The following is a 23,146-nucleotide window of genomic DNA, read 5'->3' on the forward strand; positions in this document are numbered from 1 at the left end:
TGCCCGTAAGCCCTGACCGAGAAAATGCCTGATCAAGGGGGCTGACCGGTACACACAATAAGCTTGACCAGGATGCTTATAGGGTACCCGCGTATCAACGGGGTAGCCCGGTCAACCGTTTACCGTGCAATCCAGCGCGCCGGCGCCACTGCCGGTTTGATTCGAAAAAAGCTTCACCGTGCAGCGCCGGAACCCGCACCGGTGCAGCCTAAACGTGAATTTCCGTATCGATCCTCTTCAACCCCCTTCTCTCGTCGTCCGGCCGGTCTCGGTGGCAGAATCGGTGGCCAGCAGTGCCGCCCAGACGTCGGCGCGCGCCGGAAACGACCCCAGGTCGCGGGCGAGCAACTGCTCTGCCTGCTGAATGCGGGCACGCACCGTGTGTCGGTGCACGCCGAGCTGGTCGGCGGCGGCCCCGAACTGCCCATTGCAGAGCAACCAGGCGTGCAGGGTGGCGAGTAGTTCCGTGCCGTGGGTCTGGTCGTGGGCGAGGACCGGGGCGAGCGTGGCCAGGCCGACCTCGCGGGCATCCGTTCTGGCCAGCAGCGCGAGCACGCCCTGCCGCGCGACGACGTCAAAACCGATCACGCCGACGGCGCCCTCCCGCGCCCGGGCGAGCGCCTGCTGGGCTTGGTCGAGGCCCCGAGGCAGCTGGCGATACTCGGTTGGCTCCGAGAGGCCGGCGTGCAACTCAAACAGCGTGCACAGGTCCGAGAGGATGCCGTCGGCCGCCCGGTCGAGACAGAGCACGATGGTGTCCTCCTGGCGGGCGAAGAACAGTTGCCCTGGAGAGTCCTCGACACGCAGCTCCAGGTACTCCGTGATGGCGTCGCGGCGCGCGGCCGGCGCGTCAACGACCGCGACCAGCACCGGCCCGACCGGAAGTGCACCCCACATCTGCCGGGAAATCTGATCCACCAGTTTCTGGTCACCGCCGAGCAGGGTGTGCATCAGCCCGGAGCGCAGCAGCCCCTGCGCGCGATCGAGGGCGTTGTTCTGCTCGAGGGCGAGACCGGCGAGGGCGATCACGCTCGTAACGACCTCGGTGCTTGCCTGGTCGAGGGCGCGCGGCCCGCCCAACGCGAGCACGCCGCGTAGGTGGTCATGCCCGCCGAGGGTCTGCAGGGAAAGCGTCTCGCCGCCGGCCTCGACGCTGCTGCTCGATCGCTTGCCGCGCCCGAGCAGGCGGCGGGCCTCGTGCTGCACGGTCGCGCGGGTGTCGGGGGCTGCGCTGAACGTCTCGCGGGGAAACACCCGATCGAGGGTGCCGCTCGCGTCGAACAGCGCGACCCAGTGGCCGAGCTGGTTCGACAGCTCGGCGAGGGTCGCGCTCAAACCGTCGGGGCGAAGTGCGGCGAGCGCGATCGCACGCTGTGCCCGCAACGCCCAGGTCGCCCCGGCGTAGCGATCCTCGGCGACGAGGTCGCCGGCCGCTCGCGCCACGGCAATGAACGGTGTGCGATACGGCACCTCGAACAGGGGAAGGCCGAGCGATTGGCAGGCGGCGAGCAGCCCCTCCGGGGTGCCGTTGCGAATGACCTCGGTACCGAAACCGAGCGCGGTGAGGCCTCGGTCGCGCAAGCGCTGCACATAGCGGCGGTAGTCGGCATCCGCTTTCGGATCGGTGCCGAACTGGGTGCCGGTGGTGAGCAGCACCTGGTCGGCGGACAGGAAGGGGGTGGGGTCGACGAGGTCGGAGCTGTGTACCCACTCCACCGGTGCCTCGAGCGCGACCGGTTCGGCAATGCTGAGCACAGTCAGACCGAGCTGGGGATCAGCAAGCAGGCGGCACAGTGTGGGGAGCATGGGAGGCCTTATACAGATTGGAGAGCTCGGTGGCCCCAACTATACAACCCGGCTATGTTGCGGCGGCCCGGTGTTGCCTAGCATTGCTCCGTGCTGCAAATGGCACAGTGCTCCCATGGCACAGCGGTATCGTCCCGCGATGCCGCCCGTCGTTTTGGATCGGAAACTCTGATGACCTTCCTGGATACCCCTCGCCCCACCAGCACACCGGTTGGTGGCCCCCAGCTGGCGCAGGAACGCAAGCTCGTCACGAGCATCCCCGGCCCGAAATCACGCGCGCTGAGCCAACGAAAGGCCCAGGCCGTGTCGGCCGGCGTCGGGATCACGCTGCCGGTGTACGTGGTGGCCGCCGGCGGGGGCGTTGTCGTCGACGTCGATGGCAACTCGCTCATCGACCTGGGATCCGGCATCGCCGTGACCGGCGTTGGTAACAGCGCGCCGCGCGTGGTGGCGGCCGTGGCCACGCAGCTGGCCCAGTTCACCCACACCTGTTTCACCGTGGCGCCCTACGACTCCTACATCGAGGTTGCCGAAGCCCTGAACCGCCTCACCCCCGGTGACCATGAGAAGCGCAGCGTGTTGTTCAACTCCGGCGCCGAAGCGGTGGAGAACGCCGTCAAGATCGCCCGGCACTTCACCGGAAGGCAGGCCGTCGTCGCCTTCGACCATGCCTATCACGGCCGCACCAACCTCACGATGGGGCTGACCGCCAAGAACCAGCCGTACAAGAACGGTTTTGGCCCTTTCGCTCCCGAGGTGTACCGAGCGCCCATGTCGTACCCGTTGCGCGACGGCGGCCTGGACGGCGTCGCAGCGGCGAACCGGGCCATCTCGCAGATTGAGAAGCAGATCGGCGCGAGCAACCTCGCCGCCATCATCATCGAACCCATTCAGGGCGAGGGTGGCTTCATCGTTCCAGCTCAGGGATTCCTGGCCACTCTGCTGGCCTGGTGCCGCGCCAACGAAGTCATCTTCATCGCTGACGAAATTCAGACCGGCTTCGCCCGCACCGGCCACATGTTCGCCTGTGAACACGAGGGCATCGTGCCCGACCTGATCTGCACCGCGAAGGGGATCGCCGGCGGCCTGCCACTGTCGGCGGTTACCGGGCGCGCCGACATCATGGATTCGCCCCAGGCCGGCGGCCTCGGCGGCACCTACGGCGGCAACCCGCTCGCCTGCGCCGCAGCGCTCGCCACCATCGACACCTACGAGAGCGACCACCTGGTTGAACGAGCCGTCGCCATCGGAGCCATCCTGAACGAGCGGCTCGGCGCGCTCGCCGCCACCGACTCGCGCATTATCGAGGTGCGGGGCCGCGGCGCCATGATCGCCATCGAACTCGTCGACCCCGCCACGGGGGAGCCGGATGCCGCCCTGACCGGTCGGGTCATCGCCGCCGCCCACGCCCAGGGCGTCATCCTGCTGGGCTGCGGAACGTACGGCAACGTCATCCGCTTTCTGCCGCCGCTCAGCATTCCGGACCATTTGCTGCTCGAGGGCCTGCAGGTTATCGCCGACGCACTGGCTGAGACACTGGCCGTCGCATGAGCGCCGTGACCCTCACCGGCCAGCCGGCAGCGCAGGGCAGCGCAGAGCTGCTGGCCCGCGTGCCCGACCAGCTGTACATCAACGGCCAGTGGGTGAACGGGACCGGGGAGCCGTTTGCGGTGACCGACCCGGCGACTGGGCAGGTTCTCAAACAGATTCAAAACGCATCCGTCGTTGATGGGGCCCGAGCCCTCGACGCAGCGGTTGCCGCAGCGGATGTCTGGGCAGGGACCCCGGCGCGGGTGCGCGCGGAGATTCTGCGCCGCGCCTTCGACCTGCTGCAGGAGCGTCGGGAGAATTTCGCCACGCTCATGACGCTCGAAATGGGCAAGCCGATTGCCGAAGCCAACGGTGAAGTCACCTACGGCGGCGAGTTTCTGCGCTGGTTCAGCGAGGAAGCCGTGCGTATCAACGGCCGGTACGGTGCCAACCCGGAGGGGACCGGCACGATGGTCGTCACCCAGCGGCCGGTGGGCCCGTGTTACCTGATTACGCCGTGGAACTTTCCGCTCGCCATGGCCACTCGCAAGATTGCCCCGGCGCTCGCTGCGGGCTGTACCGTGGTCGTGAAACCGGCCGAGCTGACCCCGCTGACCACGCTGCTGTTCGTGCAGTTGTTAGCGGATGCCGGCGTGCCGGCCGGCGTGGTGAACGTCATTACGACGACCCGGTCGCAGGCGGTGTCGGCCCCGATCATCGCCGACCCCCGGTTGCGCAAGCTCAGCTTCACCGGGTCGACCGGCGTCGGGCGTGCCCTGATCGCCCAGGCCGCCCAGAACGTGCTGCGCACCTCGATGGAACTCGGCGGCAATGCCCCCTTCGTAGTGTTCGCCGACGCCGACCTCGAGCAGGCCGTCACCGGCGCCATGCTCGCGAAGTTCCGCAACACCGGCCAGGCCTGCACGGCCGCCAACCGGTTCATCGTGCACGCGTCTGTGGCCGATGAGTTCGCCCGTCGACTGACCGAGCGGGTCAATGCCCTCGTGTCGGGACCCGGCATCGATCCCACGGTGAACTTCGGGCCGCTCGTGACCGAGGCGGCCGTCGACAACGTGGCTGCCCTCGTGCAGGACGCCCTCGCGCGCGGCGCCACGCTGCTCACCGGCGGCATCCGCTCAGAGGGGCCCGGCTCGTTCTACGCCCCCACTGTGCTGACCGGAGTGAGCGCCGACAGCCGCCTCGTGCTGGAGGAAATCTTTGGACCGGTCGTCGGCATCCAAACTTTTGAAACAGATGAAGAGGCCATCGAAATGGCAAATAACACCGAATATGGTCTGATCGGTTACGTTTTTACCACCGATATCAACCGTGGGCACCGTATGATCGAGAGTATCGATACCGGAATGATGGGCCTGAACACCGGCCTGGTTTCCAATGCCGCAGCACCATTCGGCGGCGTCAAACAGTCCGGGCTCGGCCGTGAGGGCGGCATTGAAGGCATCAACGAATACCTCTCGACCAAGTACACCCTCATTCCCTCGTCATAACTCAGTCAACACAGGAGCAACCATGACCACGATTGATCGTGACGTCGTCATAATCGGCGCCGGGGCATCCGGTCTCACCGCCGCCACGGCATTGCAGAAGGCCGGCCTCAGTGTCGCGGTGCTCGAAGCCCGCGATCGGGTCGGCGGGCGGCTGTGGACCCAAGAGATCGAGGGTGCCATGCTCGAGATCGGTGGTCAGTGGGTCTCGCCCGACCAGCACGCCCTCAAGACCACCCTGGCCGAGTTGGGCCTCAAGACCTACCCGCGCTACCGGGCTGGCCGCAACGTGTACATCAACGGTTCCGGCGTGGTCAGCCGGTTCGACGGTGAGATATTTCCGGTTCCAGCCGGCACCGAGGCACAGATCCTTGGCCTGATCGAGAAACTGGACGCCCTCGTGGCCGAGATCAACCCTGATTCCCCGTGGGAGCACCCGCTCGCCAAAGAATTGGACGAGGTCTCCTTCAGCCGCTGGCTGGAGACCCAGACCGACGATCAGGAGGCCCGCGACAACATGGGCATGTTCATTGCCGGGGCCATGCTCACCAAGCCCGCGCACGCCTTCTCGGCGTTGCAGGCGCTGCTCATGGCGGCCAGCGCCGGGTCGTTCAGCAACCTCGTCGATGCCGATTTCATTCTGGACGAGCGCGTGGTCGGCGGGTTGCAGCAGGTTCCGCTGCTGCTGGCCGAGAAGCTTGGCGGCGATGTCTATCTCGGGCAGCCGGTGCGCAGCCTGACCTGGGAGGAGGACGGAGTCATTGTCGTTGCCGACGGTATGACGGTCACCGCCCGGCACGCGATCGTGGCGGTTCCGCCGCCCCTGATCAGTCGGATCAGCTTCGACCCGCCCCTGCCGCGCCGCCAGCAGCAGCTGCACCAGCACCTCTCCATGGGTTTCGTGATCAAGGTGCACGCCGTCTACGAGACGCCGTTCTGGCGCGCCGACGATCTCTCGGGCACCGCGTTCAGCCCGTACGAGCTCGTGCATGAGGCCTACGACAACACCAATTTTGAGGACCCACGCGGCACCCTGGTCGGTTTCGTCTCCGATGAAGAAGCGGATGCCGTCTTCGCGCTGACCGCGCTCGAGCGCAAGGCCCGCATTCTCGAGTCGCTCTCGCACTACTACGGCGAGCAGGCGCTGCACCCGGTCGTCTACTACGAAAGCGACTGGGGCTCCGAGGAATGGACCCGCGGCGCCTACGCGGCGAGCTTCGATATGGGCGGACTGGCCCGGTACGGCGCCGAACTGCGCAGTCCCGTCGGCCCGATCTCGTTTTCCTGCAGCGACATGGCCGGCAAGGGTTACCAGCACGTGGACGGGGCGATCCGGGTCGGGCAGGAATCCGCTGCGGCGATCCTTGCGACGCGCGTGGTCGCGTGAGGTTTCTGGTCGGCTACACGGCGACCTCGGGGGGAGCGGATGCCCTCGCCCTCGGCGTGCGTCTTGCCCGCGCGCCCGGCGCCGAACTCGACGTGGTCCTCGTTCTCAATGCGGGGGACCGGGCGACGCTCACCCCCACCGATCCCGGCTACGACCGGCTGCTGCTCGAGACGGCCGAGGGCTGGCTGGCCGAAGCGCTCACCCTGGTACCCGCCGGAATTTCGGTGCGCACCCACCTCGAACACGCCGATTCCTTCACCCAGGGGCTGCTCGCCGCCGCCGCTCGGCTGCAGGCGAACCTGATCGTCGTCGGCGCGGCAACCCACGGCCTGCTCGGACGCTTCGCGATCGGCAGCGTCGCCGGCGGCCTGCTGCACTCCTCCCACGTCCCCGTTGCCCTTGCCCCTGAAGGCACCCGGGTGATGGGTACCGACGAGCCGATCCGCCGGGTCACCTGCGCGGTCGGCACCAAACCGGGAGCCGACGGACTACTGACGGCCGGCATCCTCTTGGCGCGCACAGTGGATGCCCCCCTGCGGTTGGTTTCCCTCGTCGCGATCGATCGTCCCGGCGCCGACGATCAGACGATCGTATTGGCCGCCGACCATGCCCAGGCAGTGCTCGACTACGCCACCGACCACCTGATGGACGGGCTGGAGGCGACCGCCAGCGTCGCCTCCGGCAGCAGCATCGAGCACGCCGTGCGCGGACTGCCCTGGGAACCGACCGAGGTCTGCCTGGTCGGCTCCAGCCGGCTGGCCCAGCCCCATCGCCTCTTTCTGGGTTCCATCGCGGCCAAGATGCTGCGCGAACTGCCGGTGCCCCTGATCGTGGTGCCCCGAGATTTCACCGTGCCGCCCGATGCCACCGTGACGACCGAATTCACCGAGACGGTGGGGAAGTAAATACAACATGACGCTACAAATCAACGCCAGTGAAGCCGTTGAAAAACCGACGGGGGGAATCTCCAAGAAGGGGCTGAGCGCTGGCTCGGTCGGACTGGTCGGCGCCGTCATCATCGGCATCTCCTGCATCGCTCCGGCCTACACCCTGACCGGTGCACTCGGACCTACCGTGGCTGAAGTCGGTTTGCAGCTGCCGGCGATCTTCGTCGCCGGATTCATTCCGATGCTGCTGGTCGCCCTCGGCTACCGCGAGCTGAACAAGGCCATGCCGGACAGCGGCACCTCGTTCACCTGGGCGACGCGGGCATTCGGGCCATGGATCGGCTGGATGGCCGGCTGGGGCCTGATCGCCGCAACCGTCGTCGTGCTGAGCAACCTCGCCGGAATCGCCGTCGACTTCTTTTATCTGATGCTCTCGCAGATCTTCGGTAACAGCGCCGAGATCGCGGGGCTCGCCGGAAACCCGCTCATCAACGTCGGAACCTGCCTGGTGTTCATTCTGATCGCAACCTGGATTAGCTACCGGGACATGCAGACCACCCAGAAGGTGCAGTACTGGTTGGTCGGCTTTCAGCTGATCGTGCTGGTCGGATTCGGCATCATGGCCTTCGTGCACATCGCCAATGGCACCGCGTTCGACCCGACGCCGGTCTCGCTGTCGTGGTTCAACCCCTTCGCTGTCACCACGTTCTCCGCCTTTGCGGCCGGCCTGAGCCTGTCGATCTTCATCTTCTGGGGCTGGGACGTCACCCTGACCATGTCGGAGGAGACCAAGGGCTCGCGCTCGACTCCCGGCCGGGCTGCCACGCTCACCGTGATCATCGTCATGGTGCTTTACCTGTTCGTCGCCATTGCGGCCATCTCGTTTGCCGGTGTCGGCGGTGTGGGCGTTGGCCTCGGCAACCCGGAGATTCAGGGCAATGTGTTCTTCGCGCTGGCCGGCCCGGCACTGGGCCCGTTCGCCGTGCTCATGTCGATTGCCGTACTCTCCAGCTCGGCCGCCTCGCTGCAATCCACCTTCGTCTCCCCTGCACGCACCCTGCTCGCCATGGGCCACTACGGCGCATTGCCGCCGGCCTACGCGAGGGTCAGCCCGCGCTTCTTCACTCCCGGATACGCCACCATCGCCTCCGCTGTCGTCGCAGCCGGCTTCTACACGATCATGCGTTTCGTCAGCGAAGATGTGCTCTGGGACACCATTACGACCCTCGGCATGATGATCTGCTTCTACTACGGTCTGACCGCGTTCGCCTGCGTCTGGTATTTTCGCCGGCAGTGGTTCGCCACCGTGCGCAACGCCTTCTTCACCTTCTTGTTTCCCCTGGTCGGCGGCATCATCCTGGCGGTGCTGTTCTGCACCACCCTGGTCGACAGCATGGACCCGAACTACGGCAGCGGCTCCGAGATCTTCGGGCTGGGTCTGGTCTTCGTGCTCGGCATGGCTATTTTGCTGATCGGTGTTGTCATCATGATCGTGCAGTCGCGGGTACGCCCGGCGTTCTTCCGCGGCGAGACGCTCAGCCTGGCTGCGCCGCGCTTTGGCGAGCGGGAGGAATAGCCGCGCTGCGGCATCCGCTGAGTAAAAGCGGATGCCGCACAAGCTGGTGTCCACCTAGTACTATGACGGCGTTTATTTTTGGCTGCATCGGCGGTTTGATCGGCTCTCCTGACGAAACCGTGGGTCCGTTGGGAGCGCCTTAACGGCCGCACGCCGCTCTCCGCCTAGGTTTCTAACTGTCAAAGGTAAGAAACTTACGAAGGGAAAAAGCGGCGTGCGAACCCTAAGAATATGGCGAACCCTCCTCGGTGTCGAGAGCACGTTCGTCGAGGACATCAATCTTGATCTGGAGGGCAGGATTTTGATCGCGTCGGTGCGTCCGATGGCGCCGAGGCGGAACCGATGCGGGTCCTGTCAGAAACGCAGCCCACGCTACGACCTCGGTGACGGGCGGCGTCGCTGGCGAGGGTTAGACGTGGGCTCAATTCGAGTTCACCTCGAAGCCGACGCACCCCGAGTGTCCTGCCGCGTCCACGGCGTCACCGTCGCCGCCGTCCCCTGGGCTCGGCACCAAAGCGGCCAAACGATGTTCTTTGACGACCAGGTCGCGTGGCTGGCCACGCAAACGTCCAAGACCGCCATCACCGTGCTGATGCGCATCGCGTGGCGCACCGTCGGCGCAATCATCACCCGGGTCTGGGCCGATACCGAAAAGCAGTACGACCAGTTCGCGGACCTGACGCGGATCGGGATCGACGAGATCAGTTACAAGCGCGGCCACAGGTATTTGACCCGTGTCGTCGACCACGATTCCGGCCGTCTTGTGTGGGCCGCACCGGGTCAAGACAAAGCCACTTTCGCGACGTTCTTTGACGCGTTAGGGCCGGAGCGTTCAGCGCAGATCACGCATGTTTCCGCGGACGGCGCGGCTTGGATCGCCAGTGTTGTCGCGGAGAAAGCGCCCAACGCCGTTCGGTGCGCTGATCCGTTCCACGTCGTGAAATGGGCAACCGAAGCCCTCGATGAGGTCTGCCGAACTGCGTGGAATGATGCTCGCAAAGCCGCCCGGCAAAACGATGCCCGACGCACCCGTGGCCGACCTGCCGTCGATGCTCCAGCTCGCCCGGACAGCGCCCGAGCTGCCGGCATCAAGAACTGCCGTTACGCCCTCTGGAAGAATCCGGAAAACCTGACCTAGAAGCAGCAAGCCAAGCTCGCCTGGATCGTGCAGACCGACCCCCGCTTGGCACGCGCCTACTACCTGAAGGAAGGCCTCCTGGTGATCTTCAAACTGCCCCTCGACGAAGCGACCGAAGCCCTCGACAAATGGGTCGGCTGGGCCCGACGCTGCCGCATTCCGTCCTTCGTGAAACTGCAGAAGAGCATCGTCAAGCACCGCACCGCGATCCTCGCGTCCATCGAACACGGCCTCTCCAACGGCCGCGTCGAATCCATGAACACCAAGATCCGCCTCATGACCCGCATCGCCTACGGCTTCACATCACCCGACGCCCTCATCGCCCTCGCCATGCTCAGCCTCGGCGGGCACAAACCCGTGTTTCCCGGACGAAATTAACGGGTGTGTTCCGTCCTAGGGTCGGTGTTCGGCCGCGTCCCAGGCCTGGCCCGGTGTCATGGAGCCGGGCAACGCTTGGTGCCGGCGACGGTAGTTGTAATAGTTGCGGTATCCACGATGAGGGTGGCGAGCTGCTCGAGGCTCTCCGGGGCGCGGGCATCGAGGAACCGCAGCAGCGTCTGGTGGCTGCGTTCGTTTTTCCCTTGCGTCTGCGGGTGGCCGCCCCGGCCGCTGATCCCCAAGCACCCACGGTCGGCCAAGAAGCGTTCCGTCGCCGAGATGTTGCCGCGCCGGCTCTGGTTGAAAGCGGTCCCGTTGTCGCTGAGCAACTCTTTGGGCACGCCGTGATCGTCGATCGCGGCGCTCAGGGTGATGATGGCATCGGTGCCGTTCTCGGGCTCGGCGAAGCACATGCTGCCCACGTCGAAACGGGTGGAATCATCCAGCAGCTGGTAGACCGTCACTTTCGAGGCCAGCTCGGTCGCCAGGCGATACTCGAATGCATCCAGCTGCCACATCTCCATCGCCGACGAGCGCGCGAACCGCAGCCAGGCCGTCCGTGGCCGTTTACGCGGGTTGGCCTTCGTCACGCCGGAGGATGACAGGATCCGGGCGATGGTCGCCACCGACGGAACCGGTTGACTGAATTCATTCGTGTTCACACCGGTGAACTAGATCGATTTGGGACCGTTATCCCAGCCATCCTTTTCCAGCCGAGCACGGATGCGCAGGACAATTTCCGTCGTCTTCTTGTCGAACGTCCGCACCGGATTCTTTGGTGCCGACGAGTGCGGATTCAGCGCCTTATTTCCCTCCTGAAGGAAGCGTCGCCGGATATCATAAACGACGGCCGGCTGATATTCAGACGTTGGCAGATTTCGGAAATACTGGGGCCATCGGCGGCAAGAGGATCAAATTCGATAATCTGGCGGCGGACGAAAGGTGGGAGAGATTTGGGCACTCTCCATCAAAACCGAGGCCACGTGAGGATTTCGTCCACTGCTCAACGTGTATGCAAGGTCGTAAGACACCCTGTAAACAACGTCCTGAGACATAGTGCCAACAAGGTCATGAGACAGGCTGTAAACACTGTGCTGGGACCACACATACTAAGTCGCCGGACTAGCGCTACCATCAGGATTTACTCCCCAGACTACTCGCCATTTTCATTCTGGTGCCGCGGGAATTCTTGACTTGATGCGCGGGTGATGCGCGGGCGTTTCGATCAGTGCACTCAGGTGATCCTTCGATGCGTCCTCATGCGGCGTTGGCGTACCCGGGCAGCAGGTCTCACCAACGATCTGGAGGGCGTCGTGGAATCCGCTTTGAACGCCCATGCGGTTTTTGCGGTACTCCGCGACCCCGGGGGTCAGACCCCACGAGTTGGCTGGGCGCATGAGTGAGGCCGCTTCTTCCACCACTCTCGCTTTAGATAAGCTGAGGATGGTGACATCACCAGCCCACCGACACGCGCAAACAAAACACCGAAGCTGCGGTTCACCGAAGAATAATGAGCCGACAACTGACTCAGGTCTCCAACAGAAAGGGAGACAACGTGTCTGTAAGCCTCAGGTTCTTCGCGACCCGTCGGTCATGTATCCCAGCGACTCCCGCGGCCAGGAAATAGAGAAGGATCATCGGAATTGCCAACATGAACATAGAGACGATGTCGGCGGCGGGCGTGGCGACGGCCGTGAAGAGTACAATCACCACAAGGGCTATGCGCCAGGATTTGATGATCGACACTGCACTCAGAATCCCGATGAAATTAAGCAAGACGATAAATACCGGGAGGACAAAAGCGATCCCGATAGCGAGAACTAGCTTCAGTACGAAGTCGTAGTAGGGCTTGGCCTCGATGAATGCGGCATCTTGAGCGGGCGCAAAACTTGTCATGAGTGCAACGATTTGTGGCAGAACAAACCAGCCTGAGATGCACCCGGCCAGGAAGAGAGGCACGGCCGTGAAGAAAAAACCGAACGTGTAGCGCTTCTCCTTTTTTGTTAAACCGGGAACCAGAAAGGCAAAAATCTGAAAAAGCCAGATCGGGCTGGAGACCACGGCACCGACGGTGAGTGCAATTTGAAGCTTGAGATCGAAAGCGCTCGTTATGTCAGCGAAGTTCAGTGTGGCAGAACGGTTTTGAGCCGTTGCGATGAGGCTCACCGGCACTCGCAGGCTGTTCATCACGAAATCGGAAAGAATCCAGCCCGCCGCGGCGCCCGCGAGCAGCCCGAAGGCTGATTTGAAGAGCCTTTTGCGCAGTTCAATTAGGTGATGGGCAAGTGACATTCGACTTTTTTCGGCCGTGGTCTCTGTTTTGTCTGTGCTCATGTTTTGTCTGTGTTCATGTGTTGTCTGCGTTCATGCGCAGGATTTAGTCGGCTCGGCGAGGGGATGCGAAGTTCGGAGAAATGTGCACGCTCTTAAACAAGAGGGGAATTACTGCTCGGGGACGCGGATGCCTCGGTCGATGAGGTTGCGAGCAGTTCGTCGTCGGCACGTTTGGCGTCTGGCTTGATCTCGTTCTTGAAGATTTTCATCGACTGCCCGAGGCTGCGCGCCAGCATCGGAATTTTTGGTGCACCGAAGAGGAGCAGAACGACGGCGAGGATGATGACGGCGTGCCATCCGTTGAGATTTGCAAGCATGAGCTGGACCCTTCGATCGTTTTGAGCGCTGTGTGAGGTGACGTAGAGACTATCTGTGATGGTGATCTGATGTCTAGTGGTCTGCGTGTTATGGTGTCAACATGTTTGGATTAACCTTCGACAAATTAGTCATCATTGGCGTGATCGCCGCGTTCCTTATCGGGCCGGAACGGCTGCCGCTCTACACGGCCAATCTTGCTCAGCTGGTCAAGCGAGGTAGGTCCATGGCCAATGGTGCCAAGGGTCGATTCACTGAAGAGCTGGGGGAGGATGCCCAGGATCTCGATTGGAAAAAGCTCGATCCGCGCCAATATGACCCGCGCCGCATCGTGAGTGAAGCTCTGGATCCGCGTGATCCGTCGTGAATTTTCAAAAATAGTTTGACTGATTCGCCTCAACTGTGTCATAGTTCAGACCACCAGACCATTAGATAACCTACCTCGGTAGTATCTCGAATAGAAAAGAGACAATGTTGTCCTCGCTTGATTTCACCTACGAGAACATTGACAAAGTAATTAACCGGTCCACGTGGGTCGCTCCCACGATCGACCCGAAGAAGACGATGCTGCTTGTGCTCGACATGCAGAAGGCGTGTGCCGAGGTTGGCGGTGCCATGTACATCGAGAGCGTTGGCGGCGCTCCGGAGGGCAAAGACACGGTACAGCCGGTCGTGAACGTGCTGAATGCTTGCCGGGAAGCGGGCATCCCCGTCGTCTGGTCCCTCTGGGGCTTGCGTGGCGATGGAAAAGACGCTGGGTACGCCGATGTCAAGTGGGGCCTCGAAGGCCAGCTTGCAGGCTTCCCCGGATCATGGGGAAATGGTGGCGATGAACTTGTCGACGAACTCGTTCCGGCTCCCGACGAGCCTGTGATGCGCAAGCACCGTTTTTCTTCTTTCTTCGGTACTCCGCTGAACGAGTACATGCGCCGCGCGGGAGCAGACACGCTCGTCGTGGCCGGCCTGTCCAGCGGAAACTGCCAGATTGCAACGGCCATCGATGGCGCCAACCAGGACTACAAGATCGTCGTCCTGGCCGACACAACCGCAGCTATCCCGTCTGGTCAGGACGACCCGCTGGGCTACGGCCAGCACTGGGAGGCTCTGCGCAATATTCAGGCCAATCACGGTGACGTGCGCACGAGCATCGAGTTTCTCAAGATGCTGGCGAAATAAGGCGCCAGCCTCTCACCCCGTGTGACCCCACAACTCGCGATAAAAAGGACTCCCAGAAATGACACTTTCCGGAAAAAAAGTTGCCCTGCTGATCGAGGACGAATACCAGATCCTCGAAGGTTGGTACCCCAAACTCCGCCTCGAAGAGGCCGGGGCGACCGTTGTCGTCGTCGGCAGCGGAACCAAGAAGAGCTATGACTCCAAAGAGCACTACCCCATGGACGTCGACGCAGACGCCGCTGACGTGACGTCGGCAGATTTCGACGCCGTCGTCGTGCCGGGCGGATTTGCGCCCGACAATATGCGACTGCACCCCGAGATGATCTCCCTCGTTCGTAACGCCCACGAGTCGGGCAAGCTGGTCGCCGCCATCTGCCACGGTGGCTGGGTCCTCGCGTCAGCCGGAGTGCTCAAAAACGGTCGTAAGGTTACCGGTTACCTGCCGATCAAGGACGATGTGGAAAACGCAGGGGGAGTCTGGGTTGACGAAGCAGTCGTCATTGACGGCAACGTCATCACCTCCCGAACTCCGATCGACCTGCCTGCCTTCGGAGCGGCCCTCGTTACGTACCTCGAGACCCACTAGGCGCGCACTGGGGAAGCTGAGTTGCCGGTTCGATCATTTCGCCGGCAACTCAGCGTCTAGTCAACACCAGACAACACTTCCGCGTGGATCACTGACGACGCGGTAAAAAGTGATCAAGAAGTTCACAAAACCGTCTCAAGGAAGAGAAAATCATGCTGAATCGGAAGAAGCCCGAGCCTGTAGACGCGATCGTCGTGGGACTTGGCGCCAACGGTGGCACCGCTGTCAAGGTGCTGGCCGAGGCAGGACTGAAGGTAGTGGGCTTTGACCGTGGCCCGTGGCTGCGACCCCTGGAACATTATTCCGGCGATGAACTCAAGTTCGTCAACCGTGACTACATGTGGCCGGACCCGAAAATGTTCCCCCGAACCGTGCGCTACGACGAAAACGCCGTGGCAGAAAGATTCCCCTTTTCACCGACCCCGCAGATGGTCGGTGGAGGAACAAACCACTGGGCCGGCTGGGTGCCGCGCCCGCGCGAGTCTGACTTCATGATGCGCTCCCTCCACGGCGAGATCGAAGGCGCAAGTCTCGCCGACTGGCCCTTCCGCTACGAACACCTGGAGCCCTACCTCACCAAGGTTGAGTGGGCCTTCGGCGTCTCCGGTATCGCGGGGGCCGACAAGTACGAACCGTACCGCAGCAAGGGCTATCCCAGCCCGCCGCTCCGACCGACCCAGTACGGCAAGCGTTTCTACGATGCCTGCAACAAAATGGGCATTAACGCCTTTCCTATTCCGCATGCCATGGTTACGAACAAACACAACGGTCGTGACCCCTTTAATCAGACCAGTTTCTGGAACCAGTATGGCGATCCCAGTGGCGCCCGCTCCAACACGCTGACCTCTTTTATCCCGGAAGCCGTGGCCACGGGAAACCTGGAAGTCCGCGCCGAGTGCTTCGTGCAGTCGGTGAAGTTGGGTCATGATGGCAAAGCCACCGGTGTCGTTTACATCGACCCGGATGGAAACGAAGTAGAGCAGGATGCACGCGTCGTGATTTTGACGCTTGGTGCCATTGAATCCGCGCGCCTCATGCTCATGTCCAAGTCGCCTCGGTTTCCCGATGGTCTGGCCAACGGCAGTGGCTTGGTCGGCAAGAACGCCACCTTCCACGAATACCTCTTTGCGGTGGGTTTGTTCGATAAAGACATCGACGAGCCGCTGAACGGATTTGCCGGCAACTACATCAGCGGCGGATCGTTGGAATTCTATGAGACCGACGAAAACCGTGGTCACATCGGTGGTTCCATCATCTCCGCCTCGCAGACCTGCCACCCCATCAACTGGGTCTTTCCGGGCCGGCCGAGCTGGGGCGAAGCGTTGAAAGACGCGGACCGCAACTACTACAACTACGCCATGAAGATCGGCCTGATTCTGCACGACCTGCCGGTGGAATCCAATCGGGTAGATCTTGACCCCACGGTGAAAGATGCCTTTGGTCGGCCGGTTGCACGCATTACACACAGTCCCCACCGCAACGACATCGCCATGGGTAAATGGCAAGTAGACAAGAACGTTGAGATTCTGGAGGCGGCCGGGGCACGCAAGACCGTCCCTGTCTATCTGGACAAGATGACCGGCAACACGTGCCACCAGCACGGCACTGCGCGCATGGGCACCGACCCGGCCAAGAGCGTGCTGAATGAATGGGGTCAGGCCCACGAAGTGGACAATCTCTTCGTTCTCGACGGCTCCGGCTTCCCGACGGCCACTGGTGTCAACCCGACGTTGACCATGATGGCCAACGCCTGGCGGTGCAGTGAATACATTGCCCAGGTCTATTCCAAGGGACGCGAAGAACGTCTCATTCTCTCGAACACCAAGCGCTGAGACAGGCAGGAAGACACTCATGACTCTGAAATCAGAATGGGAGATCGTTGGGGCTCCGGTAGATCCGGACACCACCGAACGACTCTTCTTTACCGACGCCGAATGGGACACGGTCGAGGCCGCGACTGCGCGGATCATGCCGACCGATCAGGATCCAGGTGCACGCGAGGCCCGGGTGGTGGTTTTCATCGACCGTTACCTCTCCGGCACAGACTATGTCTACGCAGCCGCCGACGGCAGCGGGTTCCTGAAAATGTCGGGAAAATATGCGGATGCTTGGCGTGCTCGAATGGATGAGATGCAAAATGTGTACCGACACGGGCTCGTCCGGCTCGATGAATTGGCACATTCTGAGTCAGGTCGAAGGTTTGCTGATCTCAGCGACGCAGAAGCCGACCACGTGCTGGAGCTTCTCTCCGGAGCGCCAAAGCCTGGTCAGGTAACTCTCGGCACCAAAGAGCCGGTGACGACGTTCCTGCAGGGGTCTTTTGATGAGGGGCTGGACTTTTTTAGTGCTCTCTGCCTGCACACCCGTCAAGGATTTTACTGTGACCCGGTCTACGGCGGTAACAAGGAACAGATGGGCTGGAAGTTCATTGGATTCCCTGGCCCGAAGTCGCTCAAGGACACCATGGACGGCACCTACAGCACCGCTGAGTACTTCTATCAGGGTGAGTTCGAGTGGGAAGACCTGATTCCGCAGTTGAAGGTCTACCGCGACGCGGGCGGCACGCTCTAAGGAACCTCACCACGGCGGCCCCCGGGAAACTGGTGGCCGCTGTTCACTAGACGAAGGAAAATAATGAAGATCACTGAGGTCAGAGCCTTCCCGGTGGGAGTCGCTCTCGATGAGCCCCTGCGCTGGGGCGCCATGGCGGTCAATTCCAAGGGCGGAATTGTGGTGCGCATTCGCACTGATGAGGGTTTCGAGGGAATCGGCGAAGCCGGGTTCTCATCGGAGTATTTCAGCACCGTCGGGCCCATCATCAATAATCAACTGGGTCCCATGCTTATCGGTCGGGACCCCCAGGATATTGCCGCGCTCTGGCAAGAGATGCTGGATGCGACACACATGTGGGGCAGACGAGGCATCGAAACCTATGCACTAAGTGGGGTCGACATTGCCCTCTGGGACCTGCTCGGCAAGGTGAGCGGTCAACCGGTGTATCGCCTGCTGGGAGCGGCCAAGTCGAAGGTTCGCGCCTATTTCGCGCCCTCGTTGAAAGCCCCCCATCTGGTGGTGGAAGAGGCCATCCAAGCCGTTGAACAGGGCTTCACTGCCATGAAACTTCGGCACGGTCCTGATCTCAAGGCCGGGGTCGACATGGTGGCCGACGTGCGCGACGCCGTGGGTCCGAACATTGACATCATGGTCGATGCCAACATGGCCTTTGATCGACGGGAAGCGTTGACGTTGGCCCGGGAACTCGAGCAGCTTCAGATTGCCTGGCTCGAAGAGCCAATTCTGTCTCGCAGCCTGACCCAGTACATCGATGAGCACACCTGGCTCTCGGACCGGGTGTCCATAAACCTGGCCGGCGGAGAATCTCTCCTGACCCGATTTGAATACCTTGACCTACTCAAACGTAAAACTTTCGACATTCTCCAGCCTGATTGCACCAGTGTAGGGGGAATCTCGGAGGCCAAGAGGGTCGCCGACATGGCCAGTTCGTGGAACATTGACTGTGTTCCGCACATCGCCTGTTCCTCGGGGACCGGTATCGCTCTGGCTGCCGGACTCCACCTCATTCTTGCCTGTGAGAACGCGCCGATGATCGAATATGATGCCTACGGTGGTCCCGGTTGGGACGGTCTCTTGGCGTCTGCTCCGCTGTTGAAGAACGGTTTCCTCGAGGCGACGGATGCCCCCGGTCTGGGAATCGAATTGACCGCGGATGCCTACGGTCGGTTCGCGCTTCAGGCCATTCCCGCCTTGTTGTGATGAGCGTGTCATTACGCCCGCTCCGGTGAGAGGTCACTAAACTTGAGACTTCATATCTTCAGACCACCAATAGGTGAACCGCACCTTTTTTCCAAGCAATTTTATCTTGATCAGGGAGACCCGCGATGAGTGCCAACAAAATGATCGAACGCGTACCGCGGGTCAAGTTGGCAGACGCCGTGGCTCTCCAACTTGAGCGGCTCATTATTGAGGGTGAATACAAGATCAGCGAGAAGCTTCCCCCGGAACGCGTTCTGGCCGAGAACTTTGGTGTGGGGCGCAGCTCTATGCGCGAAGCCCTTCGCATGGTGGAGGCGGGCGGCCTGCTCAGGACTGACCACGGTGTGGGTGTCTTCGTCGTGAGTAACGAGAAAACAACGTTACTGCCCTCGGACATGATTCTGACGGGTGATTACACCGTTCCAGACCTCTTTGAAGCACGGTTGGCTCTGGAACGGGAAGGTGCCTCACTCGCGGCCAAGAAAATCTCCGCAGAACAGGTGGCAAATTTGCACTCACTTCTTGAGCAGGCCGCGGTTCCGGGCATCACCGATTATGAATTCATCAAGCTGGACGGACAACTTCATCAGGCGATTTCAGCCGCTAGTGGAAATCAGCTTCTGGTTGACCTGTCCAAGAGCATTGAGCACTTGTTCGTGGTCTATTCTCATCGGGTGATTCGCTTGCCAGGCCGCCGGAAAACAGCCCATGCCGGCCACGTGCTCATTGTGGAGGCTGTGGCCGGGGGAGACTCGGCCGCCGCTGAAATTGCCGTGGCCAACCATCTAGCCGAAGTTCAGAAAGACATTGAAGTACACCTTGAGGCTGTCTTATAACAGAGCTGTCTGATCGTTTTCCGCCGGTGAAATGTGGCGGTTCAGAGTCGTTCAACACGCCCTGAATTCTCTTGACAGGGGAGAATTGTAATCGAAGAGTTCAGACCACCTGATTTCCAACTAACCTGAACACCCTGTTTAGGTGGTACGAAACCGTGACGGCACCCGTCGTCCTGACAGACATGCAAAGGAGCATGAATGTTTCCCTCCAACGTGACAGCAGCCACACAGGTCGGCCTCGCTGCCGAGGCGCCAATTGTGGAAGCTCGCCGACTGGGCAAGCGTTACCCCGGAGTCATCGCCCTCGACGACGTGAGTCTGTCGCTCCGCGCAGGAGAGATCCACGCTCTCCTCGGAGAAAATGGGGCGGGAAAATCGACCCTGATCGGTCTGCTCTCTGGTCTCTCGAACCCAGATAGTGGCGAGTTGCTGGTCGACAATAAGACGCGCAACTTCACCAGCCCGCGACAGGCTCAGGACTTGGGAATCAGCACGATTTACCAGGAGCAGACCCTCGCACCGCACCTGACGGTGATTGAGAACGTCTACTTCGGTCGCGAATTGAAGCGCGGTCCGTTCCTGGACGAGCGAGCCATGCGGCGCCGTGTTGAATCGCTCTGCGAAGAATTCGGATTGAGCAAAACAGATTTGGATTTACCGACGGGCAGCCTAGGTGCCCTCAAACAGCACGTGGTGCAGATTCTCAAAGCGCTGGCCTTCGACGCACGCGTCGTCATTCTCGATGAGCCGACATCCGGTCTGGAAGACAGCGAACGGCAGATGCTTTTTGACCACATGAGGCGTATGCGGGAACGAGGAGTGGCCCTGCTCTGGGTGACTCACCGGCTCGACGAACTTTTCGGCCTGGCCGACGTGATTACCGTTCTCCGCGACAGCCGCTGGGTCGCTCATGTGGCGCCGACGGACCAGACGCCCGACTCGCTGGTGCGACTGATGGTGGGGCGCAGCCGTAATCTGGCCGAGTCGTCCACTGTGCACGATGGCCGCGAAGGGTTGTCCGATACAGAACAGGCAGAGGTTCTTAAACTGACTGAGGTTACCCGACTGCCTTTGCTGCGGGACATCTCGCTCACCGTGCGACAGGGAGAAATTCTCGGCATTGCCGGGATCGCCGGAGCCGGCCGCACCGAACTGGCTCGGGTCATTCTGGGCGCCGACCGCACTGACAGCGGAGAGGTCTTTGTTCGAGGCCGCAGAGTACTGATCAGAAATCCCCGTCAGGCTACCAAACTCGGAATCTCGCTCGTTCCTGAAGAGCGAAAGACACAGGCCATTCTGGGCTCCATGTCGATCGCCCAAAACATCTCCATTTCCAGCCTGGACGACGTCTCCACCGGCACCATCGTGTTGAACAACCGCAAGGAAAAAAACGCGGCCAATCGCTTTGTCACTGAACTGCGCATTCGATGCAGTGGTGTGACGCAGAAAATCGGCACTCTCAGTGGCGGAAACCAGCAAAAAGTGATTATCGCCCGAGCCCTCTTCAATAAGCCTTCTCTGCTCATATTTGATGAGCCCACCCAGGGGATCGACGTCGCCGCCAAGACCGAAATTTACCGTCTGATCTATGATTTCGTCGATAAAGGCGGGGCGGCGATTGTGATCTCCTCTGAATTACCTGAACTGGTGAACCTCAGCGATCGCATTGTCGTGATGCGTGAGGGACGCCTGGTGGGAGAACTCACTGGACAGCGCAGGAATACGACTGGCGGCACCGACAACGAACTGGCGGAAAAAATTATGGCCATGGTGGCTGGAGTAACAGAGCAGAGCCGAGTAGCGGAGGAAACACCATGAGCGTGCGTACGCGATTGACCCAGACGTTAGCGATTGACGGGCTGCCGGTCGCGGCCGCTCTGGCGCTGGCTGTGGTCTTTTTTTCTCTGGCCTCACCGTTCTTTCTCACCCAGGAGAACATCTCGAATCTGCTGACGCAGTCACTGTTCGTCATCATTCTCGCGGCGGGCATGACCTTCGTGCTTATCGTCGGCGGTTTTGACCTCTCCGTCGGCGCAGCCACGGGACTGAGCGCTGCGACGACGATGCTGGTTCTGATGAACGGCGGGGCACTGCCGCTGGGTATTCTGGCGGGCATCGCCACGGGTATGGCTTTTGGAATTATCAACGGCTTTTTCATCGCGGTGATGGAGATCAACGCATTCATCGTGACGTTGGCGACGCTCAGCATCGGAGCCGGCGCCCTTCAGGTCCTCACGACAGGAACCCAGCTCACCGGCGTGTCACTGCCCGCGTTTGCCTGGCTCACCAAGGGGAGCATCCTCGGAATCCCCACCGGGGTGGTGATCACTCTGGTGATCGTGGCTGCGCTGGAGTGGGTGCTTCTATTCACGACGTTTGGCCGAACGATCTTCGCCGTGGGGACAAATCCTCGGGCTGCCTTTTTGGCGGGAACGCCGGTGCGGCGCCTGACTTTCAGCGTGTACCTGTTGTCCGGAACGATTGCCGGCCTGGCCGGCGTTCTCCTGGCTTCTCATCTGAACTCCGTGCAGCCAGGCCTCGGCCAGGGATATGAACTCAGCGCGATCGCGGCCGCGGTTTTGGGTGGCGTATCGCTCGCCGGTGGCCGTGGCAGTGTCTGGCGCGCGGTGATCGGTGCACTCTTCCTGGCGACCATGGCCCAGGGGCTGCAGCTCATCGGGGTGGATCCGCTCTGGTTCAGCATCGTGACCGGCGCCAGCATCGTCATCGCCGTTGCGTTCGACCGTGCGGTGCAGCAATGGGTGATCAAACAGCTGGCGGCAGCCACCACCAAGCGTCAGATTTTCGATGACTCGGATGCCTCAGCGTCTGTGTCTGCCGACGCGCCCACAACATCCGCTACTCGTTCGTCTGTGAGGAACACGAAATGATCGCCATTACTGCCCCGAGCCAGCGGTTCAGCCGTCTTCTGGCCAACCCGAGTGCGGGAGCCATTCTCCTGCTGGTCATTCTGATCGTGGCCATGTCGGTGGCTTTCCCCAACTTCTTTACCGGGATCAATGCCGGCAACGTCTCCAACCAGATGGTGTTCGTGCTGCTGCTGGCGTTGGGGATGACCGTGGTGCTGATTACCGGCGGGATCGATTTGTCGGTCGGGTCCGTGATGGGCTTGAGCGCCGGCATCGGTGCGTACACGATCACCAGCGGCGCCCCCCTGGTGGTGGGTCTGCTGACGACGATGGCGGTCGGTGCATTTCTCGGCCTTATCAACGGGATCATGATCACCAAGTTGGGTTTGCCTGATTTCATCGCCACCCTGGCAATGCTCGGAGTTGCCCGCGGCGCTCTATTTTTGTGGACCGGCGGGGTGCCGATTATCGGCTACATGCTGCCGGAGTACTACGTCATCAGCGGCCTCAGCCAGCCATTTGGCTTCATCACCGTTCCCATTCTTATTGCCATTGTTGCGGTTGTCGTGGTGGCCGTCGTGCTGAAGTTCACCAGTTACGGACGGCACGCTTACGGTCTGGGCAGCAGCCCCCATGCAGCCGTGCTCTCCGGGGTACCCGTTGCCCGCATCAAGGTGATCGCATACATGATCAGCGGGTTGATGGCTGGCGTGGCCGGAATGATTATGGCCGGTCGAAACACCACCGTCGCCCCGACCATGGGACTCGGCTACGAGGTCGCCGCCATCGCCGCTGCGATCATCGGGGGCGCCGCACTTGGCGGGGGCCGTGGATCTGCCTTCGGGGCGGTCATCGGGGCGCTGGTGCTCAGTATTACTGCGAATGCCATCAATATCGCCGGGGTGAGTTCGAGTTGGCAACAAGTTGTGACCGGAGGAGTTCTTCTCCTGGCCGTCGTCTTCGACCGAGTGAGCTCGCTCATCAGAGCTCGCTCGGCCCGACTCGCGACCAGGCTGGCACACGCCTGATCTTCACCGGTACACCCGAC

General features: G+C 61.7%; 18 protein-coding genes and 2 pseudogenes. 16 read left to right on the plus strand and 4 right to left on the minus strand.

Going from position 1 to position 23,146, the window contains the following annotated elements; genetic code table 11:
• Positions 1 to 237: 237 nt before the first annotated feature.
• Complete coding sequence (locus tag E3T41_RS00255) at positions 238 to 1,806, minus strand: PucR family transcriptional regulator (RefSeq protein WP_134476708.1); 1,569 nt, start codon at positions 1,804 to 1,806, stop codon at positions 238 to 240.
• A gap of 171 nt (positions 1,807 to 1,977) precedes the next feature.
• Between E3T41_RS00255 and gabT the strand changes: the two genes are divergently transcribed.
• The 6 genes and pseudogenes from gabT (at position 1,978) to E3T41_RS00285 (ending at position 10,207) form a co-directional block, all read left to right on the plus strand.
• Complete coding sequence (gene gabT, locus E3T41_RS00260) at positions 1,978 to 3,357, plus strand: 4-aminobutyrate--2-oxoglutarate transaminase (RefSeq protein ID WP_134476710.1); 1,380 nt, start codon at positions 1,978 to 1,980, stop codon at positions 3,355 to 3,357.
• Positions 3,354 to 4,844: an NAD-dependent succinate-semialdehyde dehydrogenase gene (locus tag E3T41_RS00265; protein WP_134476712.1), complete on the plus strand. Its 1,491-nt coding sequence runs from the start codon at positions 3,354 to 3,356 to the stop codon at positions 4,842 to 4,844. The genes gabT and E3T41_RS00265 overlap by 4 nt, the downstream gene beginning before the upstream one ends.
• Before the next feature lie 22 nt (positions 4,845 to 4,866).
• Positions 4,867 to 6,228, plus strand: coding sequence for an NAD(P)/FAD-dependent oxidoreductase (locus E3T41_RS00270; protein ID WP_134476714.1), 1,362 nt, complete (start codon positions 4,867 to 4,869; stop codon positions 6,226 to 6,228).
• Positions 6,225 to 7,133, plus strand: a complete 909-nt coding sequence (locus E3T41_RS00275; protein ID WP_104133076.1) for a universal stress protein — start codon at positions 6,225 to 6,227, stop codon at positions 7,131 to 7,133. Before E3T41_RS00270 ends, E3T41_RS00275 begins: the two co-directional genes overlap by 4 nt.
• A gap of 7 nt (positions 7,134 to 7,140) precedes the next feature.
• Complete coding sequence (locus tag E3T41_RS00280; RefSeq protein ID WP_092450938.1) at positions 7,141 to 8,691, plus strand: APC family permease; 1,551 nt, start codon at positions 7,141 to 7,143, stop codon at positions 8,689 to 8,691.
• A 214-nt stretch (positions 8,692 to 8,905) separates the two neighbouring features.
• A pseudogene (locus E3T41_RS00285) lies at positions 8,906 to 10,207 on the plus strand (ISL3 family transposase).
• Positions 10,208 to 10,228: 21 nt separating this feature from the next.
• Here E3T41_RS00285 and E3T41_RS18285 read toward each other — a convergent pair.
• The 3 genes and pseudogenes from E3T41_RS18285 to tatA all read right to left on the minus strand — a co-directional run.
• A pseudogene (locus E3T41_RS18285) lies at positions 10,229 to 11,168 on the minus strand (integrase core domain-containing protein); the annotation flags it as partial.
• A 566-nt stretch (positions 11,169 to 11,734) separates the two neighbouring features.
• Complete coding sequence (gene tatC, locus E3T41_RS00295) at positions 11,735 to 12,499, minus strand: twin-arginine translocase subunit TatC (protein ID WP_092450933.1); 765 nt, start codon at positions 12,497 to 12,499, stop codon at positions 11,735 to 11,737.
• 134 nt (positions 12,500 to 12,633) lie between these two features.
• Positions 12,634 to 12,858 carry a twin-arginine translocase TatA/TatE family subunit gene (gene tatA, locus E3T41_RS00300; protein ID WP_092450931.1) on the minus strand — a complete coding sequence of 75 codons (225 nt, stop codon included), beginning with the start codon at positions 12,856 to 12,858 and terminating at the stop codon, positions 12,634 to 12,636.
• 101 nt (positions 12,859 to 12,959) lie between these two features.
• Here tatA and E3T41_RS00305 point away from each other — a divergent pair, with 101 nt between their 5' ends.
• The 10 genes from E3T41_RS00305 to E3T41_RS00350 all read left to right on the plus strand — a co-directional run bounded on the left by E3T41_RS00305 (position 12,960) and on the right by E3T41_RS00350 (position 23,126).
• The gene (locus E3T41_RS00305; RefSeq protein ID WP_134476717.1) at positions 12,960 to 13,223 is read left to right on the plus strand and encodes a hypothetical protein; all 264 of its coding nucleotides are present in this window, start codon (positions 12,960 to 12,962) and stop codon (positions 13,221 to 13,223) included.
• 104 nt (positions 13,224 to 13,327) lie between these two features.
• A complete protein-coding gene (locus E3T41_RS00310) occupies positions 13,328 to 14,032 on the plus strand; it encodes a cysteine hydrolase family protein (RefSeq protein ID WP_092450927.1) in 705 nt (234 codons plus the stop codon).
• A 58-nt stretch (positions 14,033 to 14,090) separates the two neighbouring features.
• Positions 14,091 to 14,618 carry a type 1 glutamine amidotransferase domain-containing protein gene (locus tag E3T41_RS00315; protein WP_092450925.1) on the plus strand — a complete coding sequence of 176 codons (528 nt, stop codon included), beginning with the start codon at positions 14,091 to 14,093 and terminating at the stop codon, positions 14,616 to 14,618.
• A gap of 152 nt (positions 14,619 to 14,770) precedes the next feature.
• The gene (locus tag E3T41_RS00320) at positions 14,771 to 16,450 is read left to right on the plus strand and encodes a GMC family oxidoreductase (protein WP_092450921.1); all 1,680 of its coding nucleotides are present in this window, start codon (positions 14,771 to 14,773) and stop codon (positions 16,448 to 16,450) included.
• A 19-nt stretch (positions 16,451 to 16,469) separates the two neighbouring features.
• Positions 16,470 to 17,189 carry a gluconate 2-dehydrogenase subunit 3 family protein gene (locus tag E3T41_RS00325; RefSeq protein ID WP_092450919.1) on the plus strand — a complete coding sequence of 240 codons (720 nt, stop codon included), beginning with the start codon at positions 16,470 to 16,472 and terminating at the stop codon, positions 17,187 to 17,189.
• Positions 17,190 to 17,252: 63 nt separating this feature from the next.
• Positions 17,253 to 18,392, plus strand: coding sequence for a mandelate racemase/muconate lactonizing enzyme family protein (locus E3T41_RS00330; protein WP_092450917.1), 1,140 nt, complete (start codon positions 17,253 to 17,255; stop codon positions 18,390 to 18,392).
• Between the two features lie 125 nt (positions 18,393 to 18,517).
• Positions 18,518 to 19,228, plus strand: a complete 711-nt coding sequence (locus E3T41_RS00335) for a FadR/GntR family transcriptional regulator (RefSeq protein WP_092450915.1) — start codon at positions 18,518 to 18,520, stop codon at positions 19,226 to 19,228.
• 198 nt (positions 19,229 to 19,426) lie between these two features.
• The gene (locus tag E3T41_RS00340; protein WP_092450913.1) at positions 19,427 to 21,046 is read left to right on the plus strand and encodes a sugar ABC transporter ATP-binding protein; all 1,620 of its coding nucleotides are present in this window, start codon (positions 19,427 to 19,429) and stop codon (positions 21,044 to 21,046) included.
• Positions 21,043 to 22,119: an ABC transporter permease gene (locus E3T41_RS00345; RefSeq protein ID WP_092450911.1), complete on the plus strand. Its 1,077-nt coding sequence runs from the start codon at positions 21,043 to 21,045 to the stop codon at positions 22,117 to 22,119. The genes E3T41_RS00340 and E3T41_RS00345 overlap by 4 nt, the downstream gene beginning before the upstream one ends.
• Entirely contained in the window at positions 22,116 to 23,126 is a 1,011-nt protein-coding gene (locus E3T41_RS00350; protein WP_092450909.1) for an ABC transporter permease, read from the plus strand. Before E3T41_RS00345 ends, E3T41_RS00350 begins: the two co-directional genes overlap by 4 nt.
• The last annotated feature ends 20 nt before the right edge of the window (positions 23,127 to 23,146 follow it).

Origin of the sequence: Cryobacterium sp. Hh38 (assembly GCF_004403235.1) — a bacterium.
GTDB classification, from domain to species: Bacteria; Actinomycetota; Actinomycetes; order Actinomycetales; family Microbacteriaceae; genus Cryobacterium; species Cryobacterium levicorallinum.